At 67.9% G+C, this 26,384-nt stretch carries 19 protein-coding genes and 4 pseudogenes; 8 read left to right on the top strand and 15 right to left on the bottom strand.

Going from position 1 to position 26,384, the window contains the following annotated elements; all coding sequences use genetic code 11:
- Window positions 1–20: 20 nt before the first annotated feature.
- From Pma05_RS21170 to Pma05_RS21160, 3 genes are all read right to left on the bottom strand, one after another.
- Window positions 21–599 (bottom strand): Fic/DOC family protein, encoded by a 579-nt coding sequence (locus Pma05_RS21170; protein ID WP_203859173.1) that lies wholly within the window; start codon window positions 597–599, stop codon window positions 21–23.
- The gene (locus Pma05_RS21165; protein ID WP_203859172.1) at window positions 592–1,182 is read right to left on the bottom strand and encodes a type II toxin-antitoxin system antitoxin SocA domain-containing protein; all 591 of its coding nucleotides are present in this window, start codon (window positions 1,180–1,182) and stop codon (window positions 592–594) included. Before Pma05_RS21165 ends, Pma05_RS21170 begins: the two co-directional genes overlap by 8 nt.
- A gap of 170 nt (window positions 1,183–1,352) precedes the next feature.
- Window positions 1,353–2,228: an SDR family oxidoreductase gene (locus Pma05_RS21160; protein WP_203859171.1), complete on the bottom strand. Its 876-nt coding sequence runs from the start codon at window positions 2,226–2,228 to the stop codon at window positions 1,353–1,355.
- A gap of 115 nt (window positions 2,229–2,343) precedes the next feature.
- On the opposite strand from Pma05_RS21160, the gene Pma05_RS21155 reads away from it, so the two are divergent.
- From Pma05_RS21155 to Pma05_RS21145, 3 genes are all read left to right on the top strand, one after another.
- Complete coding sequence (locus Pma05_RS21155) at window positions 2,344–2,763, top strand: winged helix-turn-helix transcriptional regulator (protein WP_203859170.1); 420 nt, start codon at window positions 2,344–2,346, stop codon at window positions 2,761–2,763.
- Between the two features lie 370 nt (window positions 2,764–3,133).
- Window positions 3,134–3,586 carry a hypothetical protein gene (locus Pma05_RS21150; protein ID WP_203859169.1) on the top strand — a complete coding sequence of 151 codons (453 nt, stop codon included), beginning with the start codon at window positions 3,134–3,136 and terminating at the stop codon, window positions 3,584–3,586.
- Between the two features lie 41 nt (window positions 3,587–3,627).
- Window positions 3,628–4,620 (top strand): hypothetical protein, encoded by a 993-nt coding sequence (locus tag Pma05_RS21145; RefSeq protein ID WP_203859168.1) that lies wholly within the window; start codon window positions 3,628–3,630, stop codon window positions 4,618–4,620.
- 76 nt (window positions 4,621–4,696) lie between these two features.
- Here the strand turns inward: Pma05_RS21145 and Pma05_RS21140 are convergent, their stop codons facing one another.
- On the bottom strand, window positions 4,697–5,059 hold the full coding sequence (locus Pma05_RS21140) for a PH domain-containing protein (protein ID WP_203859167.1): 363 nt from the start codon (window positions 5,057–5,059) through the stop codon (window positions 4,697–4,699).
- Window positions 5,060–5,121: 62 nt separating this feature from the next.
- Window positions 5,122–5,433 carry a 4a-hydroxytetrahydrobiopterin dehydratase gene (locus Pma05_RS21135; protein ID WP_203859166.1) on the bottom strand — a complete coding sequence of 104 codons (312 nt, stop codon included), beginning with the start codon at window positions 5,431–5,433 and terminating at the stop codon, window positions 5,122–5,124.
- 266 nt (window positions 5,434–5,699) lie between these two features.
- Between Pma05_RS21135 and Pma05_RS21130 the strand changes: the two genes are divergently transcribed.
- Complete coding sequence (locus tag Pma05_RS21130) at window positions 5,700–6,089, top strand: (deoxy)nucleoside triphosphate pyrophosphohydrolase (RefSeq protein WP_203859235.1); 390 nt, start codon at window positions 5,700–5,702, stop codon at window positions 6,087–6,089.
- 182 nt (window positions 6,090–6,271) lie between these two features.
- On the opposite strand, the pseudogene Pma05_RS44045 reads toward Pma05_RS21130, so the two are convergent.
- From Pma05_RS44045 to Pma05_RS21095, 8 genes and pseudogenes are all read right to left on the bottom strand, one after another.
- Window positions 6,272–6,523, bottom strand: a pseudogene (locus Pma05_RS44045) (succinate dehydrogenase/fumarate reductase iron-sulfur subunit); the annotation flags it as partial.
- Window positions 6,524–6,574: 51 nt separating this feature from the next.
- Window positions 6,575–7,363 (bottom strand): annotated as a pseudogene (locus tag Pma05_RS21125) (succinate dehydrogenase/fumarate reductase iron-sulfur subunit); the annotation flags it as partial.
- Window positions 7,363–9,288: a fumarate reductase/succinate dehydrogenase flavoprotein subunit gene (locus Pma05_RS21120; protein ID WP_203859164.1), complete on the bottom strand. Its 1,926-nt coding sequence runs from the start codon at window positions 9,286–9,288 to the stop codon at window positions 7,363–7,365. The pseudogene Pma05_RS21125 and the gene Pma05_RS21120, both read right to left, overlap by 1 nt.
- Before the next feature lie 12 nt (window positions 9,289–9,300).
- Window positions 9,301–10,122 carry a succinate dehydrogenase subunit SdhC gene (gene sdhC / locus Pma05_RS21115; protein ID WP_203859163.1) on the bottom strand — a complete coding sequence of 274 codons (822 nt, stop codon included), beginning with the start codon at window positions 10,120–10,122 and terminating at the stop codon, window positions 9,301–9,303.
- 306 nt (window positions 10,123–10,428) lie between these two features.
- Entirely contained in the window at window positions 10,429–11,073 is a 645-nt protein-coding gene (locus Pma05_RS21110) for a hypothetical protein (protein ID WP_203859162.1), read from the bottom strand.
- A gap of 181 nt (window positions 11,074–11,254) precedes the next feature.
- A complete protein-coding gene (locus Pma05_RS21105; RefSeq protein WP_203859161.1) occupies window positions 11,255–12,643 on the bottom strand; it encodes a TldD/PmbA family protein in 1,389 nt (462 codons plus the stop codon).
- Window positions 12,644–12,665: 22 nt separating this feature from the next.
- On the bottom strand, window positions 12,666–14,102 hold the full coding sequence (locus Pma05_RS21100) for a TldD/PmbA family protein (RefSeq protein WP_203859160.1): 1,437 nt from the start codon (window positions 14,100–14,102) through the stop codon (window positions 12,666–12,668).
- A gap of 83 nt (window positions 14,103–14,185) precedes the next feature.
- Window positions 14,186–14,740, bottom strand: a complete 555-nt coding sequence (locus Pma05_RS21095) for a Uma2 family endonuclease (RefSeq protein WP_203859234.1) — start codon at window positions 14,738–14,740, stop codon at window positions 14,186–14,188.
- Between the two features lie 454 nt (window positions 14,741–15,194).
- Here Pma05_RS21095 and Pma05_RS42650 point away from each other — a divergent pair.
- From Pma05_RS42650 to Pma05_RS21080, 4 genes and pseudogenes are all read left to right on the top strand, one after another.
- A pseudogene (locus tag Pma05_RS42650) lies at window positions 15,195–16,334 on the top strand (LamG domain-containing protein); the annotation flags it as partial.
- 1 nt (window position 16,335) lies between these two features.
- Window positions 16,336–17,304 (top strand): annotated as a pseudogene (locus Pma05_RS42645) (LamG domain-containing protein); the annotation flags it as partial.
- A gap of 462 nt (window positions 17,305–17,766) precedes the next feature.
- Window positions 17,767–24,345, top strand: a complete 6,579-nt coding sequence (locus tag Pma05_RS21085) for an RHS repeat domain-containing protein (protein ID WP_425567763.1) — start codon at window positions 17,767–17,769, stop codon at window positions 24,343–24,345.
- A 50-nt stretch (window positions 24,346–24,395) separates the two neighbouring features.
- Window positions 24,396–24,923, top strand: a complete 528-nt coding sequence (locus Pma05_RS21080; RefSeq protein ID WP_203859159.1) for a hypothetical protein — start codon at window positions 24,396–24,398, stop codon at window positions 24,921–24,923.
- Between the two features lie 250 nt (window positions 24,924–25,173).
- Here the strand turns inward: Pma05_RS21080 and Pma05_RS21070 are convergent, their stop codons facing one another.
- Complete coding sequence (locus tag Pma05_RS21070) at window positions 25,174–25,707, bottom strand: transposase (RefSeq protein WP_203859158.1); 534 nt, start codon at window positions 25,705–25,707, stop codon at window positions 25,174–25,176.
- A gap of 442 nt (window positions 25,708–26,149) precedes the next feature.
- Window positions 26,150–26,278, bottom strand: coding sequence for a hypothetical protein (locus Pma05_RS43520; protein ID WP_275414725.1), 129 nt, complete (start codon window positions 26,276–26,278; stop codon window positions 26,150–26,152).
- Window positions 26,279–26,384 lie beyond the last annotated feature (106 nt).

Genomic DNA, 26,384 nt, shown 5'->3' with positions numbered 1-26,384 from the left:
GTCAGCGCTGTCCCGGTCGATCAGATCCGGCGTACCACCGGGTCCAACACCGAGACCAGCAGCTTCGTGTCGGCGGTCAACAGATTCTCCCGGCAGGCCCGTACGTTGTCGTGCTTGCTCAACTCGGACCAGTCGAGGTGGTAGCCCGCCGCCGCCGCGAGCTGGCGGAGAAACGCGCGTAGCGACCGGCCGTTGCCCTCGCGGAAGGGATGCCGCGCGTTCAGCTCGCCGTAGTAGTGGGCCAGTTCCTGGACGAACGCGGGACGGTTGTAGCCGATCAGGTGTCCGTCACCGGCAAGCTCGGCCAACACGGCGCTCACCTGGTCGTCGACGAAGCGCCAGTGGCAGAACTGTGATCCGGTCTTCGCGATGTCCACGGTTCGGGTTTCTCCGGCCCAGTCGTGGACGTCCCGGAAGAGCGCATGGTGGAAGAGCTTGAGATGTTCGAGGTTGTAGTCACCGGGGATGGTCTCCTGGGCGATCTCTACCTCGCGGATGCTGACGATCTTCGCTTCGAGCAGCGCGAGCCGTGCACTGTCGGTTATCCCCAGCCTGTTGCGTAGGCACTCCGTGCCGGGCCAGGAGTATGGATCAGGCACCGTCGGATCGGGCAATCGCCTCGGCGATGAGTTCGTCGGCGCTGATGACACCGGTTGCTACGTCTCGGAGCCGATCCTGCCATTCGGCGTCCAACTCGACGCCATCGAGCGCCGCACTCGCCGTCGCCAGGGTGACGGCGGTCTCCGCATCGGCGCGCTGACGGGCGTAGTAGACGGTGATGATGTCCCGACGGATCTCGTTGGACGAGGGAGAACTGTCGGGTAGGTCGTCTCGGGCCACCCGCCAGGGCAGCTCGGCGTGGGTCATCCGGGAGAGCTCGATCGCGGAGTATCTGCCGTACCTGGCAGCAACCCATTCGACGGTCGAACGCGCCAACGCGTCCAGCCGCGCAGGGTCTCCGTCGGACCAGGAGTCGATCGTGTAGCGCCCCCGGTGCCGTTGGTAGAGCGCGGGCACCACGGGACCCTGTCGCCATGCCTGGATCGGCTCGTCGAACAACGCCGACTCGTATCGCGCGAGGTGCCAGCACTGGCAGTAGTAGACGAGCTTTTCCAGCTTCATCGCTGTCATCTCGCCCAGCCGCTCGAGCAGAGCGGCCGCGACGTCGTGTACGTCTGCCATGACACCCCCTTCTTCGGCAAGCGTAGGGCCGGACCGAGGCGCCGCGCAGTACGACTACCTGCGATGAGCGTGTCGCGATCGTCTCCGATGCTATCCATGGCGGTCACCGCCGTCTAGAACGTGTGTTCGGAGCTGCCGAGAACGTTCCGTGCCTCGGGCGTCGGCTCGGCTCAGCCGGTCTGCGCGGCCAGACTCACTGCGATGGTGTCGGCGATCGGCGTCGTCGGGCGGCCGACGAGTCGGGACAGGTCGCCCGGCGTGCCGGCGAGCAGACCCCGACTGATCGCCTCGTCCACGTCGACCAGTACGTCGGCGAAGGGGGCGGGGAGACCGGCGCTGGTCAGGAGCGCCGCCCGCTCCGCCCCGGGCAGGGAGGTGTGCACGACCGTCCGGCCACTGCGCCGGGACACCTCCGCGGCGAACTCCTCGAAGGTCCACGCGGTGTCGCCACTCAGCTCGTACGCCTGGCCCAGGTGCCCCTCCTCGCGCAGCACCACGGCTGCGGCGGCGGCGTAGTCGGCCCGGGTGGCGGTGGCGATCCGGCTGCCCGGGGTGACGTTGGTGACGACGGCGCCCTGGGCCAGGATGCCCGGCAGTTCGTTGACGGCGTACATCTCGGAATACCAGTTGTTCCGCAGGAACGTGTACGGCAGGCCGGAGTCGAGGATGAGCCGCTCGGTCTCCCGGTGCTCGGTGGCGAGCTGGAAGTCGGCCCGGGGACCGCCGAACACCCCGGTGTAGGCCAACTGGGCGACGCCGGTGACCCGGGCCGCCTCGATCACCGCGGCGTGCTGGGCGATCCGCCTGCCGACCTCGCTGCCGGAGATCAGCAGTACCCGGTCCCCGGGCTGGAACGCCCGGGTGAGGGTGTCCGGCTCGTCGTAGTCGGCGATGTGCAGCCCGACGCCCCGGCTCACCAGGTCGGCGGCCCGCTCCTTGCTCCGGGCGACGGCGGTGATCCCGTCCGCCGGTACGCCAGCCGCGAGCAGGTCGGCGATGATCAGGCGGCCGAGCTGGCCGGTCGCCCCGGTGATGACGATGCCCATGTGAGTGCTTCTTCCCGTCGACCTGGTGGCGTGCGCGCACGCCGTGCGTTCCGCGCTAACTGTAGAAGCGGTATGAGCAATGGTGATAGTACCCACTTCCGGGTAAGGTACTGGCGTGAGCGTAAGTGAGAAGTCGGCCTCCGCCGGTCCGGTCCCGGCCGGGCCGCTCGGCACCGCACCGGACGTCAACCGGGCGGACTGCCCGTCCCGGGGAGTGCTCGAACACGTCACCAGCCGTTGGGGCGTACTGGTGCTGGCCGCACTGCTCCACCGGTCGTACCGGTTCAGCGAGCTGCGCCGCCAGGTCGGCGGGGTGAGCGAGAAGATGCTGGCTCAGACGCTCCAGACCCTGGAACGGGACGGCTTCGTGCACCGGGCCGCCAAACCGGTGATCCCGCCCCGGGTCGACTACTCGCTGACCCCGCCCGGCCGCGAGGTCGCGGAGCAGGTGTCGGCGCTGACCCGCTGGGTCGAGGGCCGGCTGGACGACGTCCTCGCGGCCCGGAAGGCGTACGACGCGGCGCGGGAAGCCTGAGCGTCCGGGAGTTCAGCCCCCTGGGGGGCCTCCCCACCAACCGTGGGCCGGACATTCGGCGGTCACTCGGCGGACATTCGATCGCAGTGCGGCCTTCGGGCGACCGTCCCGGCTACGCTCCCGTTGAACCTTTTTCAACCCCCCTTTGCGGTCCGCGTCGACCGCGGGTGGAAGTCGGAACGCGCACCCCGCGCTGTCCGGGTTGAAAATGCTCATTCGGCCGGTCGATCGGAACGGAATTCCGATTACCGCCGCGTCGATCTGCGGAAATCGTAGGACTTTCGGCGGCCTCCGGTAGTCGACCGGTATCCGTGGACATCGCGCGGGCCGATTCGCCGGAGCACGGACATATCGCGAGGAGGATGGTCGGATGGCGGTCGAGGACGAGCGACTCGGGGCGAATCTCGCCGAGTTGTGGCTCTGCGGAAGACTGCATTTCCCGGAGATGGCGGAGATCGTCGCGGGCGCGAACAGGTTGGTCGCGGGGACCGGCGGCGACTCGTCGGCCTTCGAGCGGCATGGCGCCATCCCCAACGCGCCGGGGATGTCCGGCACGGTGACCGGGCAGGTCTTCCCGGTCTGGGACGAGTTGCGCGACACGTTCCAACAGGTCCTGGCCCGTACGGCGGAGCGGCTCTACGACAACGGCGACGCGCTGGTCGAGGTGGCGGACGGGTACGCCGCCGCGGACGAGAACGCGGCGGCCAGGTCGCGGTACGTGCAGGACCGGGAGATGTACCGCGAGGAGTACCCGATTCCGGATTCGGAGGACCGCCCGGCGATCCGGGAGCCGAACCGGGAATTCGACGGCGAACTCGAATAGCCGGTCGAGCAGATAGCGACTCCAGGAAGGCAGACTGTTCCATGGCAGGGGAGATTCCCACGGGCGGCGCGATCGCGAGCCTGGGCCGTCAGGTACACAGGGCCGCCGTACGGGTCAGAGGTGAGCGGGAACTCCGGTACGTTCCGGCGGACCCGGAGCACGAGGACCGAAAACTGGCCGGGCAACCCGCCGAGGCGTACGCGGGAACGGAGACGTACGGCATCGACGAGAATGGCAACTTCCTCGGCACCGAGCAGGACTGGGCGAGGCTGGAGGCCCAGTACGCCTGGATCGAGGAGTTCTTCGTCAACCACGTCGGCCCCGATCCGGCCGACTTCGACCCGACGATCGAGGCGATGCGGCGGGTGGAGTTGGCCCTGCACGACAAGGATGCCGACGTCTCGCCGGTCGACGACCCGCACGCGAGGGCGGAGCGGTCTCTGGGCAACTGGTGGGGCGGCGCCGCCAGCACCTTCTACAACGACTTCTTCGTACCGATCCCGAACGTCGTACGGCATCAGGCGGTCATCGCCCGGACGCTGCACCTGGCCATGATCGCGAATCGGGACATCTTCGCCGAGGCCAGGAAGGACCTCAAGAAGATCGGTGACGCCGCTGTCGAGTCGATCGAGGCGGTCGGCCGGGGCGGCGGCAGCGGTGACCTGTCCCTGCTGCTCGGGGTGGTCGCCGCCGTCACGACGCTGGCCGCCTCCGCCGCCACGATGGGCGCCGCCGCTCCGGCCGTGGTGAACGCCTGGACGCTGGTCGCGGGCATCTCGTCGGCCGGCTCGCTGGCGGCGGCCGAGTTCGCCCCGCCCAAGGAGCGGGAGCTGACCGCCGGAAGCGTGGACGAGGTGCTGGCCCGGATGGTCGACATGGTCCTGGAGGACGTGGAGGACATCGACCAGAGTGAGCGCGAGATCGTACGCGTGCTACGGGACGATCTCGACGTGCTGACCGCCGACGTCGAGTCCTTCCTGCCCCGGCAGCCGAACCGCCCGGCCCCGTCCGGCGGCTTCCAGCCCCCGGCCTGACGCGAGCTGGTGGAACCGGTCGCCCGGCCGGGCCGTCAGCCCGGCCCGGCCTGGTCGCCGGTCACGAGATCGCCGGTCAGGAGATGTAGTGCAGGATCACGTTGTGCACGTGGTGACTCTTCTGGTCGCCACGGAACTCCACCTCGTAGGTGTGGGTGCCGACGTTGATCGCGATCGCGCCGGTGGAGAAGAACGAACCACCCCAGGACTTGTTGCTGACCACGCTCACGCTGGTGATCTTCGAGTACGGGATGCTGGTGATCGCGAACTTCTTGCCGATGAACGACTTGTCCTGGATGATCACGCGTCGGTCGGTCAGCCCGATGAACCCGGTGCCCGCGCCGATGGCGTCGTAGACGGCGATGACCTTTTCCCCGTCGAGCAGGCCGCTCTCGATCTGCTTGAGCTGCTCGCGACGGTCATAGGTGACGTTTGCCATGATCCGAGGGTAGGAGGGGCCCGCCACTGCCGCACCAGCCCGCGGGCCGGGGCCCCGCCCGGTCAGCTCGGAGCGGTCACCGCGCGGTAGACGTCCTCGATTCGGGCGGCGAGGGTGACCTCACCCTCGGTGATCTCGCTGTCGTCGCGGGGACCGATCCTGATCTGGGTGTGCCCGTCCAGCCGCCGGATCTCCGGGCGGAGGTGCAGCGCGTCCGCGATGATCTTTATCCGCTCGGTGAGGGCCGCGTGCTGGGTGTCGTCGAGGATGAGGGTTCTTTTGATCTGCTGTCCCTCGCGGGTCCAGCTGCCCAGTAGGGTGAGTGCGTCGCTCAGGTAGTCACGGTCCATCCGGCCACCCCACAGAGCACGCATCGCCAAACCTCCCAGGCGTCGTTGCCGGCTTGTGGCCAAATCGTCGCCATCCCGTGTCTCGGTCGGTGCTCCCTAGTCTGTCGCTGGTCGGCGGGTGTGTCCACGTCCACCCTTCCGTCTTCTGTTGACCGGTGGTCCCGGCGCAGCTACCCGAATTCCCGATTGATCTGGCACGCTGGACGCCCGTGCGGACCGATTGGGCGAGCGGTAACGACCGTGATGGGTCGACTGGGGGACATTCCGGACACGGCCGGCGGGATCCGAAGATCGTGGTCGGGGCGGCCATCGTGGTCGCCGGACGGGTACTCGCGTGTGCGCGATCTCACCCACCGGAGGTGGCCGGCCGGTGGGAGTTCCCGGGCGGCAAGGTCGAGCCGGGCGAGTCCGAGGTCGCCGCCCTGGTCCGGGAGTGCGCCGAGGAGCTGGGCGTACGCGTCGAGGTCGGTGAACGGATCGGCACGGATGTCCGGATGGGGCATGGCCGCTCGGTGCTCCGGGTCTATCTGGCCGAACTCGTCGACGGGGACGACCCGCAGCCCCTGGAGCACTCCGAACTCCGCTGGCTGCGCCCGGAGGAACTGGACAGCGTGCCGTGGCTGCCGGCGGACGTACCGATCGTGGCGGCGCTGCGCCCGGTGCTGGCCGCCGCTTCCTGACCGGCGGCCGTCGACCGGCGGGCCCGGGTGCGGGTCGGCCGACCGCGCCCGGACCGGGATCGCCAGGTCGGCGACACCGGCCCGGGACACGGGGGAACGGCTCAGTCCTTCGGCACGGAACTGCTCAGTCCTTCGCCTTCGGCACGGAACGGTTCAGCCCTTCGCCTTCGGCACGGAACGGATTAGTCCTTCGCCTGCGGCTGGTCCGGGTGGCTGTAGTTGAGCCCTTCGGCCGGCAGTGGGAAGGTCACGTCGTCGCCGAACGGCGAGGGCGCGGCGGCCTTGTCGAAGGTGAACTCGCTGATCGCCAGCCGACCCCGGGAGTCCAGCGGCGGCGCGGTCGGGTGCGGGACCTGCCGGCCCCAGTGCACGCCGCGCTCGGCGCCGACCTCGGCCTCGGGCTCGTGCGACCCGCCCGCGTGCGAGTGCACGGAGCCGAGTTCGTCGGGGTCACGCGGAGTCTGGCCCTGTACGGCCTCGTTCTGCTTGCCACGGCGGAAGATCTTGCTACCGAGCCACACAACTGGATCATACCGTCGGTCGACTACGCGTTCCTTCATTGGGATGATCGCGTTATCGGTGATCTTGATGTGCTCCGGGCAGACCTCGGTGCAGCACTTGGTGATGTTGCAGTAGCCGAGGCCCTGCGACGCCTGGGCGTACTCCTTGCGGTCCGCCTTCGCGTCCAGCGGGTGCATGTCCAGCTCGGCGGCGCGGATGAAGTAGCGCGGCCCGGAGAAGGCGACCTTGTTCTCCTCGTGGTCCCGGACCACGTGGCAGGTGTTCTGGCACAGGAAGCACTCGATGCACTTCCGGAACTCCTGGGACCGCTCGACGTCGACCTGCTGCATCCGGTAGTCACCCGGCTCAAGGTCGGTCGGCGGCGCGAACGCCGGGGTCTCCCGGGCCTTCTCGTAGTTGTACGAGACGTCGGTGACCAGGTCCCGGATGACCGGGAACGTCCGCAGTGGGGTGATGGTGACCGTCTCGTTCTCCTCGAACGTCGACATCCGGGTCATGCAGCCCAGCCGGGGCATGCCGTTGATCTCCATCGAGCAGGAGCCGCACTTGCCGGCCTTGCAGTTCCACCGGCAGGCCAGGTCCGGCGCCTCGGTCGCCTGCAACCGGTGGATGACGTCGAGGACCACCTCGCCCTCGTTCACCTGCACCTGGTAGTCGGTCAGCTCGCCACCCGACTCGTCACCGCGCCAGACCTTGAAGTGGCGGGCGGTGCCGGGCTTGCCGGTGCCGCCCGGCGCGTTCTGTGTCGCCATTAGTTGGCCGCCTCCTCAGCGTGCGCCTCTGCGGTGAGGGCGTCGAAGTCCGCCAGCTCCTCTTCGGTCAGATACTTGGCCAGCTCGGCGCGGTCGAAGAGCTGGATCAGCTCGCCCCGCATCCTCGGCAGCGGCTTGTGCTCCAGGCGTACCTTGTCGCCGTCGAGCGAGCAGACCAGGTTGACGGTGCGCCACTGCGGCGCCATGGTCGGGAAGTCCTCCCGGGTGTGGCCACCCCGGGACTCCTCGCGCTCCAGCGCCGCCCGGGCGGTGCACTCCGAGACCACCAGCATGTTGCGCAGGTCCAGTGCCAGGTGCCAGCCGGGGTTGTAGCGGCGACCGCCGGAGGCGGCCACCCGGGTCACCCGGTCGCGCAGGTCGGCCAGCTTGACCAGCGACTCCTCCAGCTCACCCTTGCGTCGGATGATGCCGACCAGGTCGCCCATCACCGCCTGGAGGTCCTGCTGCAAGGTGTACGGGTTCTCCCCGCCCTCGCGCTCCAGCGGGGCCAGCGCCCGGTCCACCGCGGCCTCGACGTCCGCCGCCGCCACCTTCGGGCGGGCGGCCAGCCCCTCGGCGTACGCCGAGGCGTGCCCGCCGGCCCGCCGGCCGAAGACCAGCAGGTCGGACAGCGAGTTGCCGCCGAGCCGGTTGGAACCGTGCATGCCGCCGGAGACCTCACCAGCGGCGAAGAGCCCCTGCACGTGCCCCGCCGCCGCACCACTGTCCGGGTCGACCTCGACGCCACCCATCACGTAGTGGCAGGTCGGGCCGACCTCCATCGGCTCGGCGGTGATGTCGACGTCGGCCAGCTCCTTGAACTGGTGGTACATCGAGGGCAGTCGACGGCGTACCTCCTCGGCCGGCAGCCGGCTGGCGATGTCCAGGTAGACGCCGCCGGCCGGCGTACCCCGACCGGCCTTGACCTCGGCGTTGATCGCTCGGGCGACCTCGTCCCGGGGCAGCAGCTCCGGCGGACGCCGGTTGTTGTCCGGGTCGGTGTACCAGCGGTCCGCCTCCTCCTCGGTCTCCGCGTACTGCTTGCGGAAGACGTCGGGGACGTAGTTGAACATGAACCGCTTGCCCTCGGAGTTCTTCAACACCCCGCCGTCGCCCCGGACCGACTCGGTGACCAGGATGCCCTTCACCGACACCGGCCAGACCATGCCGGTCGGGTGGAACTGGAGGAACTCCATGTTGATCAGCGTGGCGCCGGCCCGCAGCGCCAGCGCGTGCCCGTCCCCGGTGTACTCCCAGGAGTTGGAGGTCACCAGGTAGGACCGGCCGACCCCACCGGTGGCCAGCACCACGGCCGGCGCCTCGAAGAGGACGAACTCGCCGGACTCCCGGTAGTAGCCGAACGCACCGGCGACCCGGTCGCCGTCGAGCAGCAGCTCGGTGATGGTGGTCTCGGCGAAGACCTTGATCCGGGCCTCGTAGTCGCCGTGCGCCTTCTTGTCCTCCTGCTGCAACGAGACGATCTTCTGTTGCAGGGTACGGATCAGCTCCAGGCCGGTCCGGTCGCCGACGTGCGCCAGTCGCGGGTACTCGTGGCCGCCGAAGTTGCGCTGCGAGATCTTCCCGTCCTTGGTGCGGTCGAAGAGCGCACCGTACGTCTCCAGCTCCCAGATCCGCTGCGGCGACTCCTTCGCGTGCAGCTCGGCCATCCGGAAGTTGTTCAGGAACTTGCCGCCCCGCATGGTGTCCCGGAAGTGCACCTGCCAGTTGTCCCGGCTGTTCACGTTCCCCATCGCGGCGGCGGCGCCGCCCTCGGCCATCACCGTGTGGGCCTTGCCGAACAGCGACTTCGAGATGATCGCGGTCCGCTTCCCGGCGAGCCGGGCCTCGATCGCCGCCCGCAGGCCGGCACCGCCGGCACCGATGACGACGACGTCGTAGTGGTGTCGTTCGATTCGGGTAGTCATGTCAGAGGCCCTTTAGTTGATGAACCGCAGGTCGTTGAACCAGCCGGCGGAGAGTGCCATGACGTAGAAGTCGGTGAGCGCCAGGGTGCCCAGGGTGATCCAGGCGAGCTGCATGTGCCGGACGTTGAGCTTGGAGATGAAGGTCCAGAAGCGGTACCGCACCGGGTGCTTGGAGAAGTGCTTCAACCGGCCGCCCGCGATGTGCCGGCAGGAGTGGCAGGAGAGCGTGTACGCCCAGAGCATCACCACGTTGCCGAGCAGGATCAGGTTGCCCAGCCCGAAGCCGAAGCCCTTCGGGCTGTGGAAGGCGAGCACCGCGTCCCAGGAGTTGATCAGCGAGATGATCACGGCGGCGTAGAAGGCGTACCGGTGCAGGTTCTGCCCGACCAGCGGGAAGCGGGTCTCGCCGGAGTAGGTCTTGTGCCCGTCCGGGACCGCGCAGGCCGGCGGCGAGAGCCAGAACGACCGGTAGTACGCCTTGCGGTAGTAGTAGCAGGTGAGCCGGAACAGCAGCAGGAACGGCAGGGTCAGCGCGGCATCCGGGATGATCCACCAGCCGGGCAGTACCCGGCCGAAGTGCGCCGCCTCGGGGATGCAGGCTTGCGTCACACACGGCGAGTAGAACGGGGTCAGGTAGTGGAAGTCCTCGACCCAGTAGTAGTCGTGCATGAAAACCCGCACCGTGGCGTACGTGACCCAGGCGCCGAGCCCGATCACGGTGAGCAGCGGAGCGAACCACCAGCGGTCGGTACGCAGGGTTTTTGCCGTGATGGCCGCGCGCTGACGCACGCTCCCCGGCAGTCCGGCCGGAGGTGGGGCCGTCCTCGTAGTCATCTATGTCTCCCTGACGGGGCCCGGTCTGGCTGACGGGCACGGATGGTGTTCCGGCGGGGCGCGCGGGGGCAGGGGAAGACCCGCAGCCGCGCTACCTGCGTCCGCGTCGGTGCACACGTTACGCCGCACGTTGACAGGCACATGCGCAAGGGAGTCTCGCGGGTTTCATGCCGATTACGAAAGTCCTGCTCCCGGATCTGGGCGCGGTTGTGCACAACTTCACTCGACACCACCCACCGTGCCGGTGCACCCGGATCAGCGTGGCCGAGCGGAAGGCGAGGTGTTCAGGAGCGGAACGCGAACCGACTACAGGTCGGGTGCGGCGAGTCTGCGGGCGGCGGCGGCGCACTCGTCGGGCCCGCGCTGCAACCGGTCCACCAGCGGTCGACCCGCCGGATCGCGTGGCGCGATGAAGAACGCCGGCTCGCCGTTGGTCACCTGCCGGTCGAGCGCGTCCGCGTAGCTGGTCCGGGCGTCGACCAGCCGCTGCCAGGACTCGCCACGGCCACCCCGCCCCTCGTCCGGGTCGTCGTCGCGGTCGTCGTCCCACCAGCCGCGTAGTCGCTCGATTTCGGACAGGAACGGCCGTACGGCGGCGTTCTCGTCCCGGATCGCCGCCGCCCGCTCGCCCGGGCTACCGGTGGCACCCGGCGGGGTCAACCGGTTGAGCCGCTTCTCCAGCTCACGGCAGGCGGAGTCGCCTCGGGCCTGCGCCGTCCGCTCGCGGTCGGACTCCCGGGCGAACCGGCCCAGGCCGGCCGCGAACGCGCCGAGGCAGCCGCAGACCAGCAGTACCAGGACCGCCGCGCCGGCGATTCCGCCGATGGTCAGCCGGCGGCGCCGTCGGGCGGCCGGGTCGAGCTGACGTCGCTGCTTGGCCGACTGGTCGGTGCCAGCCGGCGCATCCGGGGGTACGTCGTCGGCGGCGGGGGTGGTTGCGTCGTCCGTCACGCCACACAGTGAAGCACCGTGACGCGATCCGGGCATCCCCCTGCGCGGGCCGACCTGCCCGGCCTGGCGCTCCCGGCCACCGGCAGAACCCGCCGCGGCGTCGGGTGTGCCAGGGTCAGAACTTGCCGTGGCGCCGGGTGTGCCAGGGGCAGAACCCGTCGTGGCGTCGGGTGTGCCGGGGTCAGCCGGAGGCGCCGCCGGTGAAGTTCCACGAGGCCAGCCGGAGCGGCAGCGCCGACCACCAGGCGCTGCTGAAGGTCTGCGACTGCAACACCGGGTGCCGGCCGATCCCGAGTACGGCGCCGGGGGCGAGCGCCTGCGGATAGGACTGGGTGAACCGGAAGTTCTGTACCGCGGCGGCCACCTCACCGTCCTCGATCAGCCACACACCGTTACGGGTGAGTCCGGTGACGACCAGACTCCTCGGGTCGAGGACCCGGGTGTACCAGAGGTCGGTGACCAGCAGCCCGCGTCGTACCTGGGCGACCAGCGCGGCGCTGTCCGCGTCGACCACCGGTCCGGAGACCTCACCCGGCCGGGTCACCCCGTTCGGCGACCCGGCCGGCGCGAGCCCGAGGTGCAGCGGGACCGCCCCGGTGACCGCACCGCCCGGGACGGCGTGCCCGGTCGACGTGGTGCCGGCCTCGGCGGCGGTCCGCCGGTCGTGCGCGACCGTACGGGTGATGCCGTGCTCGACCAGCGCGACCGGGGCCCGGCCGGTGCCCTCGGCGTCGAACGGCAGCGCCGGGCCGGCCAGCGCGTCGTCCACCAGCGTCACCGACCGGTCGAACTGTTCCGTCCCGGGTACGGCGAACGAGCGCTGCTCGTTGTACGCCTTGCCGTTGAAGCCGTGCGTCGAGAGGTTCTGCAACAGGTCGGCGACGGCGGTCGGCTCCAGCACCACCTCGTACCGCCCCGGGGGGAGTTCGACGGGGGCGACTCCGGCCCGCGCCTTCACCGCCGCCCGCGCGCCGAGGATGCCGCCGGCCAGGTCGGCGAGGCGGAACGAGCCCAGCCGGGCCATCCCGTCCGCACCGCCGCACCGGGCGATCCCGTCCATCGCCGCCTCGGTACTCCGCCCGGTCACCGAGTGCCCGGCCGTGTTGGCGAACGCCCCCGCCCGCTGCCCGGTACGGCAGTAGCCGGCCGCCTCCAGCCCACCGGCCGTCTCGACGAACTCGCGTACCCGCTCGGCCCGCTGCTCCGGCCCGGCCGCGGCGGTGGCCTCGTCCCAGTTGCCGCTCCCGTCGATGGTGGTCGGTGCGGTCAGCCCCGGCCAGCCCGGGTCGGGTGGGCAGTGCCGGACCGCCGCGACGGTACGTTCGACCAGGTCACGCACTCCCTCGCCGCTGACCACAGTGGACGACCCAGTGGCGGTACGCCCATCGAGGTGCAGCCGCAGACGCACCGTCGTGGCGGCCTCGGCGATGTTCTGGTGGATGAAGGAGTTCGCGAACCGGGTCAGCGCCAACTCGGCGTACTCGGTGCCGACCTCCGCCTCGGCACCCGGCCCGGCGACCTGCCGGACCAGTTCGACGACCCGGCCGGCGAGATCGAGTGGTGATGTCATCGCTGCCTCCGTAACCTCGCGCTCACCCGCGCACTCCGACCCGGACGTTGGTGAACCGGGCGGGGGCCGCGGGGTGGCCGGTGTGGCCGATCTGCCCCGGCTGCCCCTTGCCGCAGTTCGGCGTACCCCAGGCGACGGTCTCCGAGGAGAGCATGTCCATCGACCGCCAGAACTGCGGACCGATCCCGGTGTACGTCGGGTTGCGCAGCATCCGGCCCCGCCGGCCGTTCTTGACCTCCCAGCCGATCTCGCAGCCGAACTGGAAGTTCAGCCGCTTGTCGTCGATCGACCAGGAGCGGTTGAGGTCCATCAGCACACCGTCGTCGGTGGCCGCGATGATCTCGTCCAGGGTGTGCGGGCCCGGCTCCAGTCCAACGTTCGTCATCCGTACCATCGGCAGCCGGGCCCAGCCGTCGGACCGGACGCTGCCGGCGTAGTCCAGGCCGGCGATCGCCGCAGAGTCCCGCCCGGCGAGGGTGCCCACCCAGCGCCCCTCCCGGACCGCGTCGCGCTTGGCCGCCGGGGTCCCCTCGTCGTCGAAGCCGAAGCTGCCCAGCGCGCCGGGGATGGTCGGGTCGATGGTGACGTTCATCAGCTCGGAGCCGTAGCGGAGCGCGCCGAGCTGGTCGAGGTCCAGCCAGGAGGTACCGGCGAAGGCGGCCTCCCAGCCGAGGATCCGGTCGAGTTCGATGGCGTGCCCGACCGACTCGTGGATCTGCAACGCCATCTGCTCGCTGCCGAGGATCAGCGTGGTCTCGCCGGCCGGGCAGAGCGGCGCGGTGACCAGTTCCCGGGCCTCCTCGGCGATCCGGGCGGCGTGCGCGGTCAGGTCGAGCGAGTCGACCAGCTCCCAGCCCTGGCTGCCGTACTGGCCCCGACAGCTCGGATAGGAGCGGCGCTGCGTCTCGCCGTCGCCGATCACGGTCGCCGAGATCCCCGCCCCGGACTCCCGGATGTGCTGGTCGATCCGGTGCCCCTCGCTGGAGACGAACCACTTGCGGGTGTCCCAGATCTGGTAGAGCCCCTCGGCCTGGTCGGCGCCGTGCTCCCGGGACGTCCCGGTGGCCCGGGCCAGCAGATCGCCCTTCTCCGAGAGCGGCACCGAGAGCGGGTCGACCGCACAGGGCGAACTCCACGACCCGGTGCTGGCCGGCACCGGCAGCAGACTGCTGCCGGGACCCGCGACCCGGCCACTCGCGGCGGCGATCCGCGCGGCCCGCTCACCCGCCGCCCGAGCCGCCGACTCCGAGAGATCGGGTACGGCGTAGAAGCCCCACCCCGAGCCGACCAGTGCGCGTACCCCGATCCCGGCGCTCTCGTCCTGGATGAGGGACTCGATCTCGCCGTTGCGGGCGGACATCGACTCGTACCGGCGGTGCATCACCCGCGCGTCGGCGTACCGGGCCCCGGCGTCGAGGGCCGCCTGCACCGCCGCCGTCGCCACGTCGAACTCGGCCATCGGCATCTCCTCGTCGCAGTCGCCCGGTCACCGATCGGCCGCGGTCGAACCGATCATGGACGACCTTATGCGAGGAGGTGGGGTCAGCGCCCGGGGAGCAACCCTTCCGGCCGGATTTCCGCCGCGATCGGCTCGGCGAGCCGCAGGACATCGCCGGGCTTCGCCACCGCGTGCTCGACGTAGTGGGAGCCGTCGAGGCGGTGCAGTCGCAGTGTGCCGGTGTCCTGCTCCGCCAGGAGATACCAGGGGATCCGAGCGGTGGCGTAGTAGTGCATCTTGAGCACCTTGTCGGTGGCGGCATTGCTGGGCGAGCTGATTTCGCAGACCAGCCGGACCGCCGTACCGTCGACGACCAGCTCGTCGAAGTCGATCTCGCCGGTGACCACCAGGTCGGGGATCGGAATCCGACCCGGTTGCAGGCGGACGTTCACGGCCTCCAGCACATGTAGTCCGACGGCTTCGGCGCCGGTCTCCAACGCGTTGCCGAGGCGACGCGAGATGTGCTGGTGCCGAGGGGTGGGGGCAGGTGTCACGTGGAGGCTCCCGTCGAAGAGTTCGACGCGATCCCGGGTCTCGCCAAGGGCGAGATATTCCGTTTCGGTCCACGGCCCGCTGTGGCTGAACACCGCTGCGGTCATGGTCACCTCCGGCTCGTCGTCGCGGTCTTGTCGGTTCGCCTCCCGTACGGCGCCAGTCTGGCACAGCGGTCCGACATCAGGACTCTCATCCGACGCAGCCCTCTCGGCGGGATATCCGGCCGCGATCGGCTCGGTGAGCCGCAGGACGTCGCAGGGCTTGGCCGCCGCGTGCTCGACGTGGTGGGCGAGCGCTGCGCCGAGTGCCTCTGTCCGATAAAGATGAAGACCTTTGCCTGTTTTGTGATTACCAGTTGTAACGGCTCTTTACCGCTGATCTTCGATGTCTGTACAGTCTGCGCACGTTGTCATCAATCAATCACGGGGGGTTGCGGCGCGTGGTGCCTGGGCGCCCAAATTTCGGCGTGATGGTGCAGGTTCGCCCGGTCTGGTGGCGGCCAGTTCCGCTTCGCGATGTGGTGTCCGGCGTCGGGTACGGCGCGGACTGGCCCTGTGGGTGGTGGCGGTGGTCGTGGCGGCCGGAAGCGGCCTGGTCGATCCCGGGCCGTGGCGTGCTGCTGTGGCGGCTCCGGCCCCGGTTTGCACGGGAGTCGCTGATTCTGAGGCTCAGGCGTCCGCGCTGGCTGTGGCCTGTGATGAACCTGTCGTGGTCGACGGGTCGCAGACGGAGTTCGCCCAGGTGGTGGCACAGCCGGACGGCCGGTTCTTGTTCGAGTCCGCAGCCGTACCGCAGCGGACCCACCGGGCGGGGAGTTGGGTCGACGTCGATCTGGGCCTTGTCCGTGCCGAGGACGGCCTGTGGCGGCCAGCCGCGTCAGTGGCCGACGTGGCCTTTTCGGCCGGTGGTCCTGGTCCGCTGGCGACGCTGGTCAGCGATGGCCGGGCCTTGGTGATGTCGTGGCCGGGTGGTGCGCTGCCGACCCCGACCGTCTCCGGTGATTCGGCGACGTACCCGAACGTGTTGCCCGATGTGGACCTGGTGGTCCGAGCGACCTGGACGGGGTTCAGCCATGTTTTCGTGGTGAAGTCGGCGAGTGCCGCAGCGAATCCGGCTGTGCGTCAGATCCGGTTCGGGCTCGGCGGCGATGCGCGGGTGCTTCCCGATCCGGATGGACAGCTTCGGGCGATGGTGGGTTCACGCGAGATCGCTTCGGCGGAGCCCCCGGTGATGTGGGACTCGCGCACGGAAGGGGCGGGGCGGTCCGCTGGGACGCAGGCGTCGCCGGAGGGATTGGCGTCGACAGCTGCGGCGGCCGGCGACGCTGCCAGGGTCGCGCCGGTGGAGGTGGAGGTCTCGGGTAGCGACCTGTTGCTGCGCCCGGACGCGGAGTTCCTCACCGCGCCGGATACGGTGTTCCCGCTGTATGTCGATCCGGCTTGGTCTGTCTACAAGACGAAGTGGGCGTACGCGACCAACAACGGCTCGTCGAACACCGACTACAGCGCGGCCCGGGTCGGGTTGAACCCGGATACCGGTGCCCTCTACCGGTCGTTCTTCCAGTTTTCGACGACGGCCAACGGCGTCTCCTTGCGAGGTAAGCATGTTGAGTCGGCCTATGTGCAGATGAAACTCGACCACTCCTGGTCGTGCGACGACACGGTGACGTCGATGTACTGGACCGCGGCGATCGGCGCCGTGGGCGGCGTCGGGTCGGCTCGTGGTGGGTCACAGCTTCAATTCCGGCGCGGCCGCGCTCTGGTGGAATGGCGCTATCGCTGACGTCCAGGCCTTCGACCGGGTGCTCGTGCGGCATGACTTCACCGGCCAACTGGCGATGGACCCGCTCTCGGGCGGATTCAACGAGCCGGGGATCCTGGCGCCGGTCCAGGTGGGGAACTGGGACTTCGAGGCTGCGAGACCCTGCTATCTGGCCAACCTGAAGGACACCTGTGAGGTGCCGGAGACAGTGACGGGGTGGGGCCGGTGGCTGTCGCTGACCCGGGGGGCCGCTGTCGGGGCCGGGCGCTCGACCAGCGGTTCCGGTCTCTGGCTGGACTACGAGTACTTCCCGGAAGAGGGCTACACCGAGCCGACCGAGGAGTACGGCCGTAGTGCGGTCAAGACGGGCGTGACACCCCCCGACAGCGAAGGTCGGGAGTTCACTACCTGGCAGGAGACGCCGGTGCTGCGTACCGACGACTCCTTCACGATGTCCGCGTGGGTGACGCTGGACCGCTTGGACGGGATGCGTACCGCCGTGGCTCAGCGAGGGGCGCACGAGAGTGCGGCCTGGCTGAAGTACTCCTCTGCGGACGGCAAGTGGCAGTTCAACGTGAGCGTTGAGGATGTCAATCCCTCTGTCTCGACGGGAGTCAGTTCGACATCGGTGCCGGAGACCGGGGTGTGGACGCATCTGGCGGGTGTGTACGACGCGTCCCGCAGCGAGATCCGCCTCTACGTGAACGGTGAACTGGAAGGCCGGCGGACAATTTCGTTCAGGCCCATGAGCTCGTCCGGTCCGTTGCTCGTCGGTCGGGTGCTGTGGCACGACGGGATCATGGACCAGTGGACCGGCGGCATCGACGATGTCGCGGTTTTCCAGGGGGCGATGAGCGATGCCTCGATGTTCGAGTGGTACAACGCGCAGATCCCGGTGACCCCGGGGACGAATGTGCTCACGCGTGGGGAGGAGCTGTACGAGGCCCAGTATCTTCGCTCGGACATCGGCAACTATCAGCTTCTGATGCAGAGAGACGGCAACCTGGTTCTCTATCAGGCTGGCTATCCGCTGTGGGACACCGCGACCTGGGGCAATCCCGGTGCACACCTGCTCTTCCAGGTCGACGGCAACGTGGTGCTCTACAGCGCCGACGACATCGCTCTGTGGGATACCGAAACCTGGGGGAGCTCCGCCGATCGCCTGGTGCTCCGCGATGACGGGGAACTCGTCCTGCTCGATACGAATGGGCAAGTCATGTGGCGGCGGTGACCGGGTGACAGCTATCGATTCGCTCTCAAGACGTGGTGGCGGGATTCGTTCGGGGAGGGACACGTGATGTTCGCAGGGTCGGTACGCGGTTCGCGGCGCGGACATCGGTGGCATTCCGCCACCGGTAATCGGCGCTGGGTGGTCGTCGGGCTGGTTGCGGCACTGCTGGGGGCATTGCTGCCAGGCAGTCCGGGGCGGGCTGCCCCGGACGTCCCGTCGAGAGAGCCTGCGGCAATCCCGGCGGAGAAGCTCGACCGCGATGGTGGGCCGGTGGCGGGCCGGGCCTGGTCGCAGAAGCGGGTCACCTCCGATCCAGCCCCGACACCGCGCTGGCCGGATCCCGCGACTGCCCGGGTCGAACTTCCGGCGGCTAACGCGCGCAAGGCCGCAGGCATGGGCGTCAAAGCCGGAAGTATGCCGGTGTGGGTGGACAGCGCCGATGGCGGCCGCCTGGCCGCTCTTGATCTACAGGTCGTCGATCGCGACAGTGTCCCGCAGGCGTGGCGGGACGGCCTGGTGCTGAAGGTGGGCGTCCCATCCGGGGCGAGCGGTGGCGCGGCGAAGCTGTCGGTGGACTACAGCGGATTCCGGTACGCGGCCGGTGGATCGTGGGCATCTCGGCTGCGCCTGTGGCAGGTGCCGGCCTGCGCGCTCACCACCCCTGACGCGCCGCCATGCAGGTCGACGCCTCTGCGTACCTCCAACGACCTGGCGTCGGGAGTGGCGTCGGCTGTAGTGGAGGTGCCGCCGTCGCCATCGCCAGCCGCTGTTCGGGCGCTGGACCCGTCGGTGGCCGAGACGGCCGACTCGTTCGTGGTGCTCGCGGCGGGTGCGGATGGCAGCGACGGTGACTTCGCCGCCACCAGCCTGGCTTCCTCGTCGACGTGGTCGGCCGGGGGGTCGTCGGGTGACTTCTCCTGGAACTACCCGGTGCGGATGCCGCCGGCGACGGGCCCGGTGCCGGACATCTCGCTGGCCTACTCGTCGTCGTCCGTGGACGGCCGTTCCGAGGTCACCAACAACCAGCCGTCGTGGATCGGGGAGGGGTTCGACTACTCGCCCGGCTACATCGAGCGTCGGTACGTGCCGTGTGCGGAGGACTCGAAGGACGGGGCGAACAGCCCCACCTCAAGTGGTGACCAGTGCTGGCGGTCGGACAACGCGACGATGAGCCTCAACGGCCGCGGCGGTGAACTGATCTTCCAGGCCGGCAAGGGGTGGCATTCCCGCGGCGAGGACGGGTCGAAGATCGAGAAGCTGACGGGGGCGTCCAATGGCGACGCGGGTGATCCGGCCTACGGTGACGTCGGCGAGTACTGGAAGGTGACGACCACCGACGGTACTCAGTACTTCTTCGGCCTGCACAGCCTGCCGGGCCAGAGCGGCAGGACGAACTCGACCTTGACCGTTCCGGTCTTCGGCAACCACTCGGGCGAGCCGTGCCGCAAGAGCACCTTCGCCGGCTCCGACTGCGTCCAGGCGTGGCGGTGGAATCTCGATTACGTCGTGGACGTGCGCGGCAACACGATGTCTTTGTGGTATGGCAAGGAGACCAACAAGTACGCCCGCAACGCCACCGACTCTGACGACGTGGAGTACGACCGGTCCGGCTATCTGACCCGGATTGACTACGGCACCTACGACCGTGCCGCCGCGACGCACGACGTGACCGAGCGCAGTGTCACCCCGTATGCCCAGGTGGTGTTCGAGACCGATATGCGGTGCACCGCCAACTGCGGGACCGAGTCCGCCCCGGTGAAGGAGAGCTGGAAGGACACTCCCTGGGACCAGGACTGTAAGGCGTCGGCGACATCGTGCCCGCAGCAGTACACCCCGACGTTCTGGACCTCGAAGCGGCTGAAGAAGATCACCACCCGAGTGTGGGACACGACCAAGGCGCCCCCGGCCTGGCAGAACGTGGAGTCGTGGACACTGTCGCACACGTTCGCCGCGACGGCGGACTCCACTCACGAGGGCCTGTGGCTGGACCGGATCGACCACGCGGGGTTGGTGGGCGGCACGGTGAACCTGCCGCCGGTGACGTTCGAGGCCGAGTCACTGCCGAACCGGGTGTTGACCGAACACGGCACCACCGACAACTGGCTTCGGATCTCCAGCATCGTCACGGAGACCGGCGCGCGGATCAAGGTCGACTACTCGTTGCCGGAGTGCACCGAGGCAATGGTGGAGACGCTTGCGCCGCACACCAACACCAAGCGCTGTTATCCGGTGAAGGTGCCCGACCCCGCTGATCCGACCGGCAAGGCACTGGTCACCGAGTGGTGGCACAAGTACCGGGTCGAGCATGTCGCCGAGGACGACGTGCAGTTGAAAGACGGGCACCAGGCGCCGTCGAAGCACACCTGGTACGAATATGTCGGAAGTCCGGCCTGGCACTACGCCGACGACGACGGCCTGTCCAAGCCGGATCGCAAGACGTGGAGCCAGTGGCGCGGCTACGCGCAGGTCAAGACTCGGGTGGGTGACGACCCGGCGACCCGGACCTTGTCCGTGACCACCTTCATGCGTGGCATGCACGGTGACCGCGCTGGCCCTTCGGGCGGTACTCGCACGGTGCCGGTGCCGGCGTCACTGGGCTCGGAAACCGTCTATGACGAGGACCAGTTCGCCGGGCAGATCCGCGAGCAGATCGTCTACAACGGTGTCGACACCAAGCCGGTTTCCAAGACCGTGCACGTCCCGTGGCGCTCCAACCCGACCGCCAGCCGTACGATCAACGGTGACCTGGTGGAAGCACGCTTCACCGACACTCAGACCACCTACACCGCCACCGCGCTCGGTGTCGATGGCGACCGGGGGTGGCGGGTCTCCCGAGGCAACCAGAACTTCGACCACACCTACGGCACGATCAACTGGTCCCAGGACGACGGCGACATCGCCGAGACCGGTGACGAGAAGTGCGTCACCTACAGCTACAACCGCAACCTCGCCAAGAACCTCACCCAGCTCGTCAAGCAGACCACCACCACCGCGGTGACCTGCGACGCACTGCCGACCAGCGTCCACGACATGATCACCGACGGGCGCAACTACTACGACGGCGCCACCAGCGTCGACACCGCACCCAAGTTCGGGTCCGTAACAAGGACCGAGGAACTCAAGGACTGGGCTCGCGCCACCGGAACGGAGTGGCACACCGTCTCCCAAGCCACCTATGACAGCACCGGGCGGCAGCTCACCAACACCGACATCAAGGGCAACGTCACCACCACCGCCTACACGCCGACGGTCGGCGGGCCGGTCAGCAAGGCCACCACCACCGGACCGGCGCCGTTCAACTGGGTAACCAGCGAGGAGTTCAACCCGTACTGGGGTTCGGCCGTCAAGGGCACCGACCAGAACGGGAAGACCACCTCGGAGGTGGAGTACGACGCGTTCGGGCGCGTCGCCAAGGTGTGGGACTTCGGTTGGTTGAAGTCCGCGAATCCGAACCGGCCGTCGGCGCAGTACTACTACACGTACGCGTCGGGCCGCGACGCCTACCCGTTCGTCCGTTCGTTGACGCTGAACCCGGACGGCAACTACATCACCTCGTTCCAGATCCTCGACGCCCTGTTGCGTCCTCGGCAGAGCCAGTCGATCTCGCTTGGCGGCAGCGGCGACCGGGTGGTCACCGACACCATCTACGACGAGTTCGGGCGAGCGGCGGTCTCCTACGGTGCGCGCGCCAAGCCCGGTGCGCCAACGGGTGTGTTGTGGTGGGAACCGGAATGGTCCGTGGCGGCGGTGTCGAAGACCCTCTTCGACCGTGCGTCCCGGCCGACCGCAGAGATCTTCCTGGCCGGGGACGGGGTCACCAACCTGGTCGAGAAGTGGCGTACCACCACCAGCCACGAAGGCGACCTCACCAAGGTCACCCCGCCGGCTGGCGCGACTCCCACCACGACGGTAACCGACACGCAGGACCGGACCGTGGCGGTGCGGCAGCACACCACACCAGCGGGCGTCACTGGGGCGTACCAGGAGACCAGGTACGTCTTCAACCACAAGGACCAGATGGTCAAGACCATCGACACGGCCGGAAACGAGTGGATCAACGAGTACGACGTCCAGGGCCGGCAGTGGCGGGTCACCGACCCCGACAAGGGCGTCACCACCAGCACCTACAACGACTACGACGAGCTGGTCAAGACGACCGACGCTCGTGGCGAGTCGCTGTGGTACGTCTACGACCAGATCGGTCGCAAGACGCAGCTGCGGGACGACTCCGCCACCGGTGCACTGCGCGCGGAGTGGAAGTACGACACCCTCTTCAGCGGCCAGCCCGGCTTCAAGGGCCACCTGGCCCAGGCCATCCGGTACGAGCCGGCCGGTTCGAGTAACGCCTACCGGTGGCGGGTAGCCCAGTTCAACAACCGTTACCAGCCGAGCGGGGTCGACTACGTCATTCCAGCGGTGGAGACGGGTCTCGACGCCACGTACATCTACGCGTACGGCTACTCGGCATTCACCGGTACCCAGACGTCGATGTCGTATCCCGGGGCCGGTGGGCTTGTCACGGAGCAGTTGACGACGGACTACGACTCGACGACGGGTATGCCGATCCGGCTGGACACCAGTCTCACCGGTTCGGCGGGCACCATGGCCACCGCCTCGTACACCGCGTACGGCGAGCGTTCGGGCTCGATCTACAAGATGCCGAGCGGCAGGTACACCCAGGACCGGGTCTATCGGGACGAGGCCACCCGACGTGTCACCCGAACCACGGTGGAGCGGGAGACCGTCGCCGGTACCGTCTCCGACCGGGCATACAGCTATGACGATGCCGGAAACATCACCTCGATTGCCGACACCCCGGAGGTGGGGCAGGCAGATACCCAGTGTTTCCGGCAGGACGCCCTCGGCCGGCTGGCGACCGCCTGGACGCCGAAGAGTGGGGTGAACTGCCAGGCCGATCCGACGGTTGCCAATCTGGGCGGCCCGGCGCCGTACTGGCACGACTGGACCTTCGACTCGACCGGTTCCCGGTTGACCGAGACCAGTCACACCGCCGGCGGTGACACCACCCGCAACTACGCTCTGCCGACCGGTGGGCAGGGTGTCGCCCGGCCGCACGCGGTCACCTCGATGACCACCGCCGCTCCAGGGCAGCCGGATGTGGTTTCGAGGTACGGCTACGACCAGGCGGGCAACACCACCTGCCGGCCCGCGGGGACCAACGCGAACGACTGTGCCACCGTGGCGAACAGTCAGACCCTGGGTTGGGACGCCGAGGGCAAACTCGCCACTGTCGCTACCGGCGGGCAGACGATCGAGACCAACATCTACGACGCCGAAGGCGTGCGGTTGATCCGGCGTGACGCGACCGGGACGACCCTGTATCTGCCGGGACAGGAGATCCGCCGCGAGGGTGGGGTCAACACCGGGACCAGGTACTACAGCTTCGCCGGCACGATCTGCGCCAGCCGCAAGGGTGCCTCCAGCATCACCGATCTGACCTGGCTCTATCCGGATCACCAGGGCACTCAGCAGACCGCGATCAACGCCGGTACCCAGGCGGTTACGGTCCGTCGGCAGACGCCGTACGGCGACGCCCGAGGCGAAAATCCCGTCTGGGTCAACAACAAGGGCTTCGTCGGCGGTGACATCGATCCGACAGGCCTGGTCAACATCGGGGCCCGGCAGTACGACAAGGTCCTGGGCCGGTTCATCTCCGTGGACCCGGTGCTGGACCTGTCCGATCCGCAGCAGTGGAACCCATACGCGTACAGCTACAACAGTCCGATCACCAACTCCGACCCGACCGGCCTGCGGCCGGACTGTGGTGGCGGTACCGGCACCATCGACTGCAGCAGCAACGTGCCGAAGGCCAACCCCGAGGTCAACAAGGGTAAGTGGCCAGACACCAGGACCAAGATCAATCCGGGCTCGCAGAAGGTTGTCGATCAAGCTCGCGAACGTGTACGCAAGCAGCGCGAATGCCAAGCGAGCTTCTGGTGCCGCAACGCCGGAAAGGTCGGCGCCGCCGCAGGCATCGCCGCTGGCGTTGCCGTCGGCGCACTGTGCACCGCAGGGACGTGGGGAGTAGGCGCGGTCGGCTGTGCGGCCATCGGCGGATTCGTCGGTGGCGCCGTCGGCTCTCTCGTCACCAATGCCCTCGATGCCGAAGACGAAAGCGGCTGGCAAATTGCAGGCGAAGCGATCCTCGGGGGAGGAATAGGTGCCGCACTCGGCGCAGGTGGAGCGCTCCTCGGAGCGGCTGCCTTCGGTGCCGGAGTCGCCTGGAGTGCAGGAATCGGCCTAAAGGCCGCCGGCCAGATGGCACTCACCAATGCGCGATCTTCTCTTTCCGCGGGATCAGGAGGTGCGCTCAGGGCTTACGCGGACGGCTTGGTTAACAAGAATGCTCCGAATGGTCAGCCTATCAAGGTTGCGACGGAAATGACGACTCCGAGTGGACGAAAGTTCTATGGTCACAATGGTGTTAACAATATCAACCTTAAAGAACTTGCCGAGAGCTATAAGGCGGCCACCGGGAACAATCGGCATCTGAAGTGTGCGGAGATGCACTGTATTTCGCAGGCATACAAGGAGGGGGTTCCGTTTCGCGGGTCGACCATGCGGTCGATCACCGTGGGAGGTGCGTTCGGTAAACCGCATGGTACGCCGATGGCACCCTGTACCAGGCATTGCCAGAATTTCTTGCCGTGGCTGGATATCGAGGCGAACCCGAGCCGCTTCCCGGAGGACTGGTAGTATGTATGGCTCATCTAGCTTTCGGTCCTTCCAAACTGTTCGGAGTGTAGATGAGTGATCGGCGAGATGCTTTGTTAGCATATGGACTTGCATTCGATGAAGCAGTAGACATTGCGGCAGATACATTGGCGAGGATTGGCTACCCTTCCAGGCATGCATCTAAGGTTCAGTGCGCCGAGGATGGGGCAGAGAATGATCTTCGACAAGCTATAGGGCAACTCGGACTCTTGTGTCTTCGGGTCGAATCAGAGTTTGCTACGCCCTTCGTCCTGGACGATGCAAAGCCCTCGTCCTACTGGTCGGGGTTCCTTGCTGTTCATGCCGCTTCACGCAGAGTCGTCCACGTCACTCGCGCCGCCCAACTGGCTGGGGAACTTGATGGTCGGGCTGAAGCGGAGCTGGATGGCGATCTGGACGAGCTGGAGGAGTCGTTGGTTTACCTCAACGATCCGGCCCGACTTTCGACTGCCGCCGGCGAATTTATGGCGACTGCCCATCAGTTTGACGATCTGTTACCGATGTCCATCAAGCTCGAGTTGGATGGCCTTCGGAGTGCGCTGATAAGAAATGATCAATAACTGAGTTTGTGGTAACGAGACACGTTGAACGATGCCTTGGCTGTGCCCTTGTTGCAGGTCATTGCGTTGTGGGATATCTGCTGGTCACGGCGACGATGAGGGTCGTGTGGTCGGCGATTGGCGCCTCGGACTGGGGCGGGCGATGTTGGTGTGGCCATGGACGCGGGGTAGCCGATCGAGGTATACGCAGGGTTGCCATGACGGCGGGTCCGGTACCGGTCCGGTACCGGACCGAGCTTGGTGCAGGTCCTCACCGAATGTGACACCTCGGACGTGGTAGAGCCAGTTCTCGATGCGTCACTCCCGGCGGATCCAGTCCTGTCGGTCGGCTGGTGCGGCGTCGGTGGCGGGGATCGAGATGACGAGGTCGGGTACGTGTGATGCGTACGGCCTGCTGGGCGTGCGGGAGGCTGATGCCGTCCGGGGTGGCCAGGGTGACGGCTTTGACGGTGCGGGTCTCTCGGCGGCCGTGGCCGTGGCCGTGGTCGCGGGTCTGGTGGCCGATCGGGATCTGCGCCCAGGGCAGGGTCTTGAGTTGGTGGTACAGGGTGGGCTGGTTGCCCTTGACCTGGACAGCGAGGTGCGCGTCCCGGCCGTGGACCTGGCGGGCGTGGTCGGTCTGGGCGTGCAGCGCGTCGGCGATGAACGGCACCCCGGTCAGGTCACCGAGGACCTCCTCCACGGCGTCGAGCAGCGGTCCAAAGGCGGGGATCTGGCTCTTGGTCTCGATGGTGACCTGGGCCAGGACGATGCGTATGGGTGGCAGGGAACGCCTGCCACCCATACGTGTGCATCACGGGACGAAATCGGAGGGTGGACGTGAGGCTATCTATAGGAGCGACCCCGGGTTGCAGGCTGCTGGCACTTCTCGCGGCGGTCCCCATGGTTGCGATCACGGCTGGCCTCGTTGTCGGCGCAGCGTTTATGATTGTGCCGCCTCTCTTCGGAGAAAGTGGCGGTATCGGATCAATGCTTTGGATAATTCTCGGTCTAGTGTTCCTGATTCTCGTCGCCTATGCCGTCGCGGCTATGAGCTGGGCGTTTCTTCGAATATGGAGGACGGCTATGTGGCTCAGGGGGTCGATTCTCATCCAGCGCCGCATCGTTCGCCGCTCCCGCACACGGACCTTCGAACGGCACACGTGGAATTGCGACGTGCTGACCCGACAGGTGTTGTCGAGACGTTAGTCGTAACCGAGTTGGTCACGGGTATTCGTGACGAAATTCTAGTCAAGAAGGGTAACGTCATCCTGCCGCCACGCCAGCTCCAGGCCATTGCCGATGCAATCGTAGAGGATCGGCAGCGGGTGGTAGCGCATAAAAGTGCCTTCGCCGTTGCTGACCGCCTGCGCCACCTTGCAAGTTCAGCGGAAGTCAAATGAATTTCCCGGGATCAAACTCCGCACGTCTTGGCTGCGCAAAGTTTGCAACTTGTAACCATGTCTCAGTTGGTCACTTTTA

Origin of the sequence: Plantactinospora mayteni (genome assembly GCF_016862935.1) — a bacterium.
Lineage (GTDB): Bacteria > Actinomycetota > Actinomycetes > Mycobacteriales > Micromonosporaceae > Plantactinospora > Plantactinospora mayteni.
Note: the sequence above shows the minus strand (reverse complement) of the source record. Positions and strands in the feature narration are given on the sequence as shown.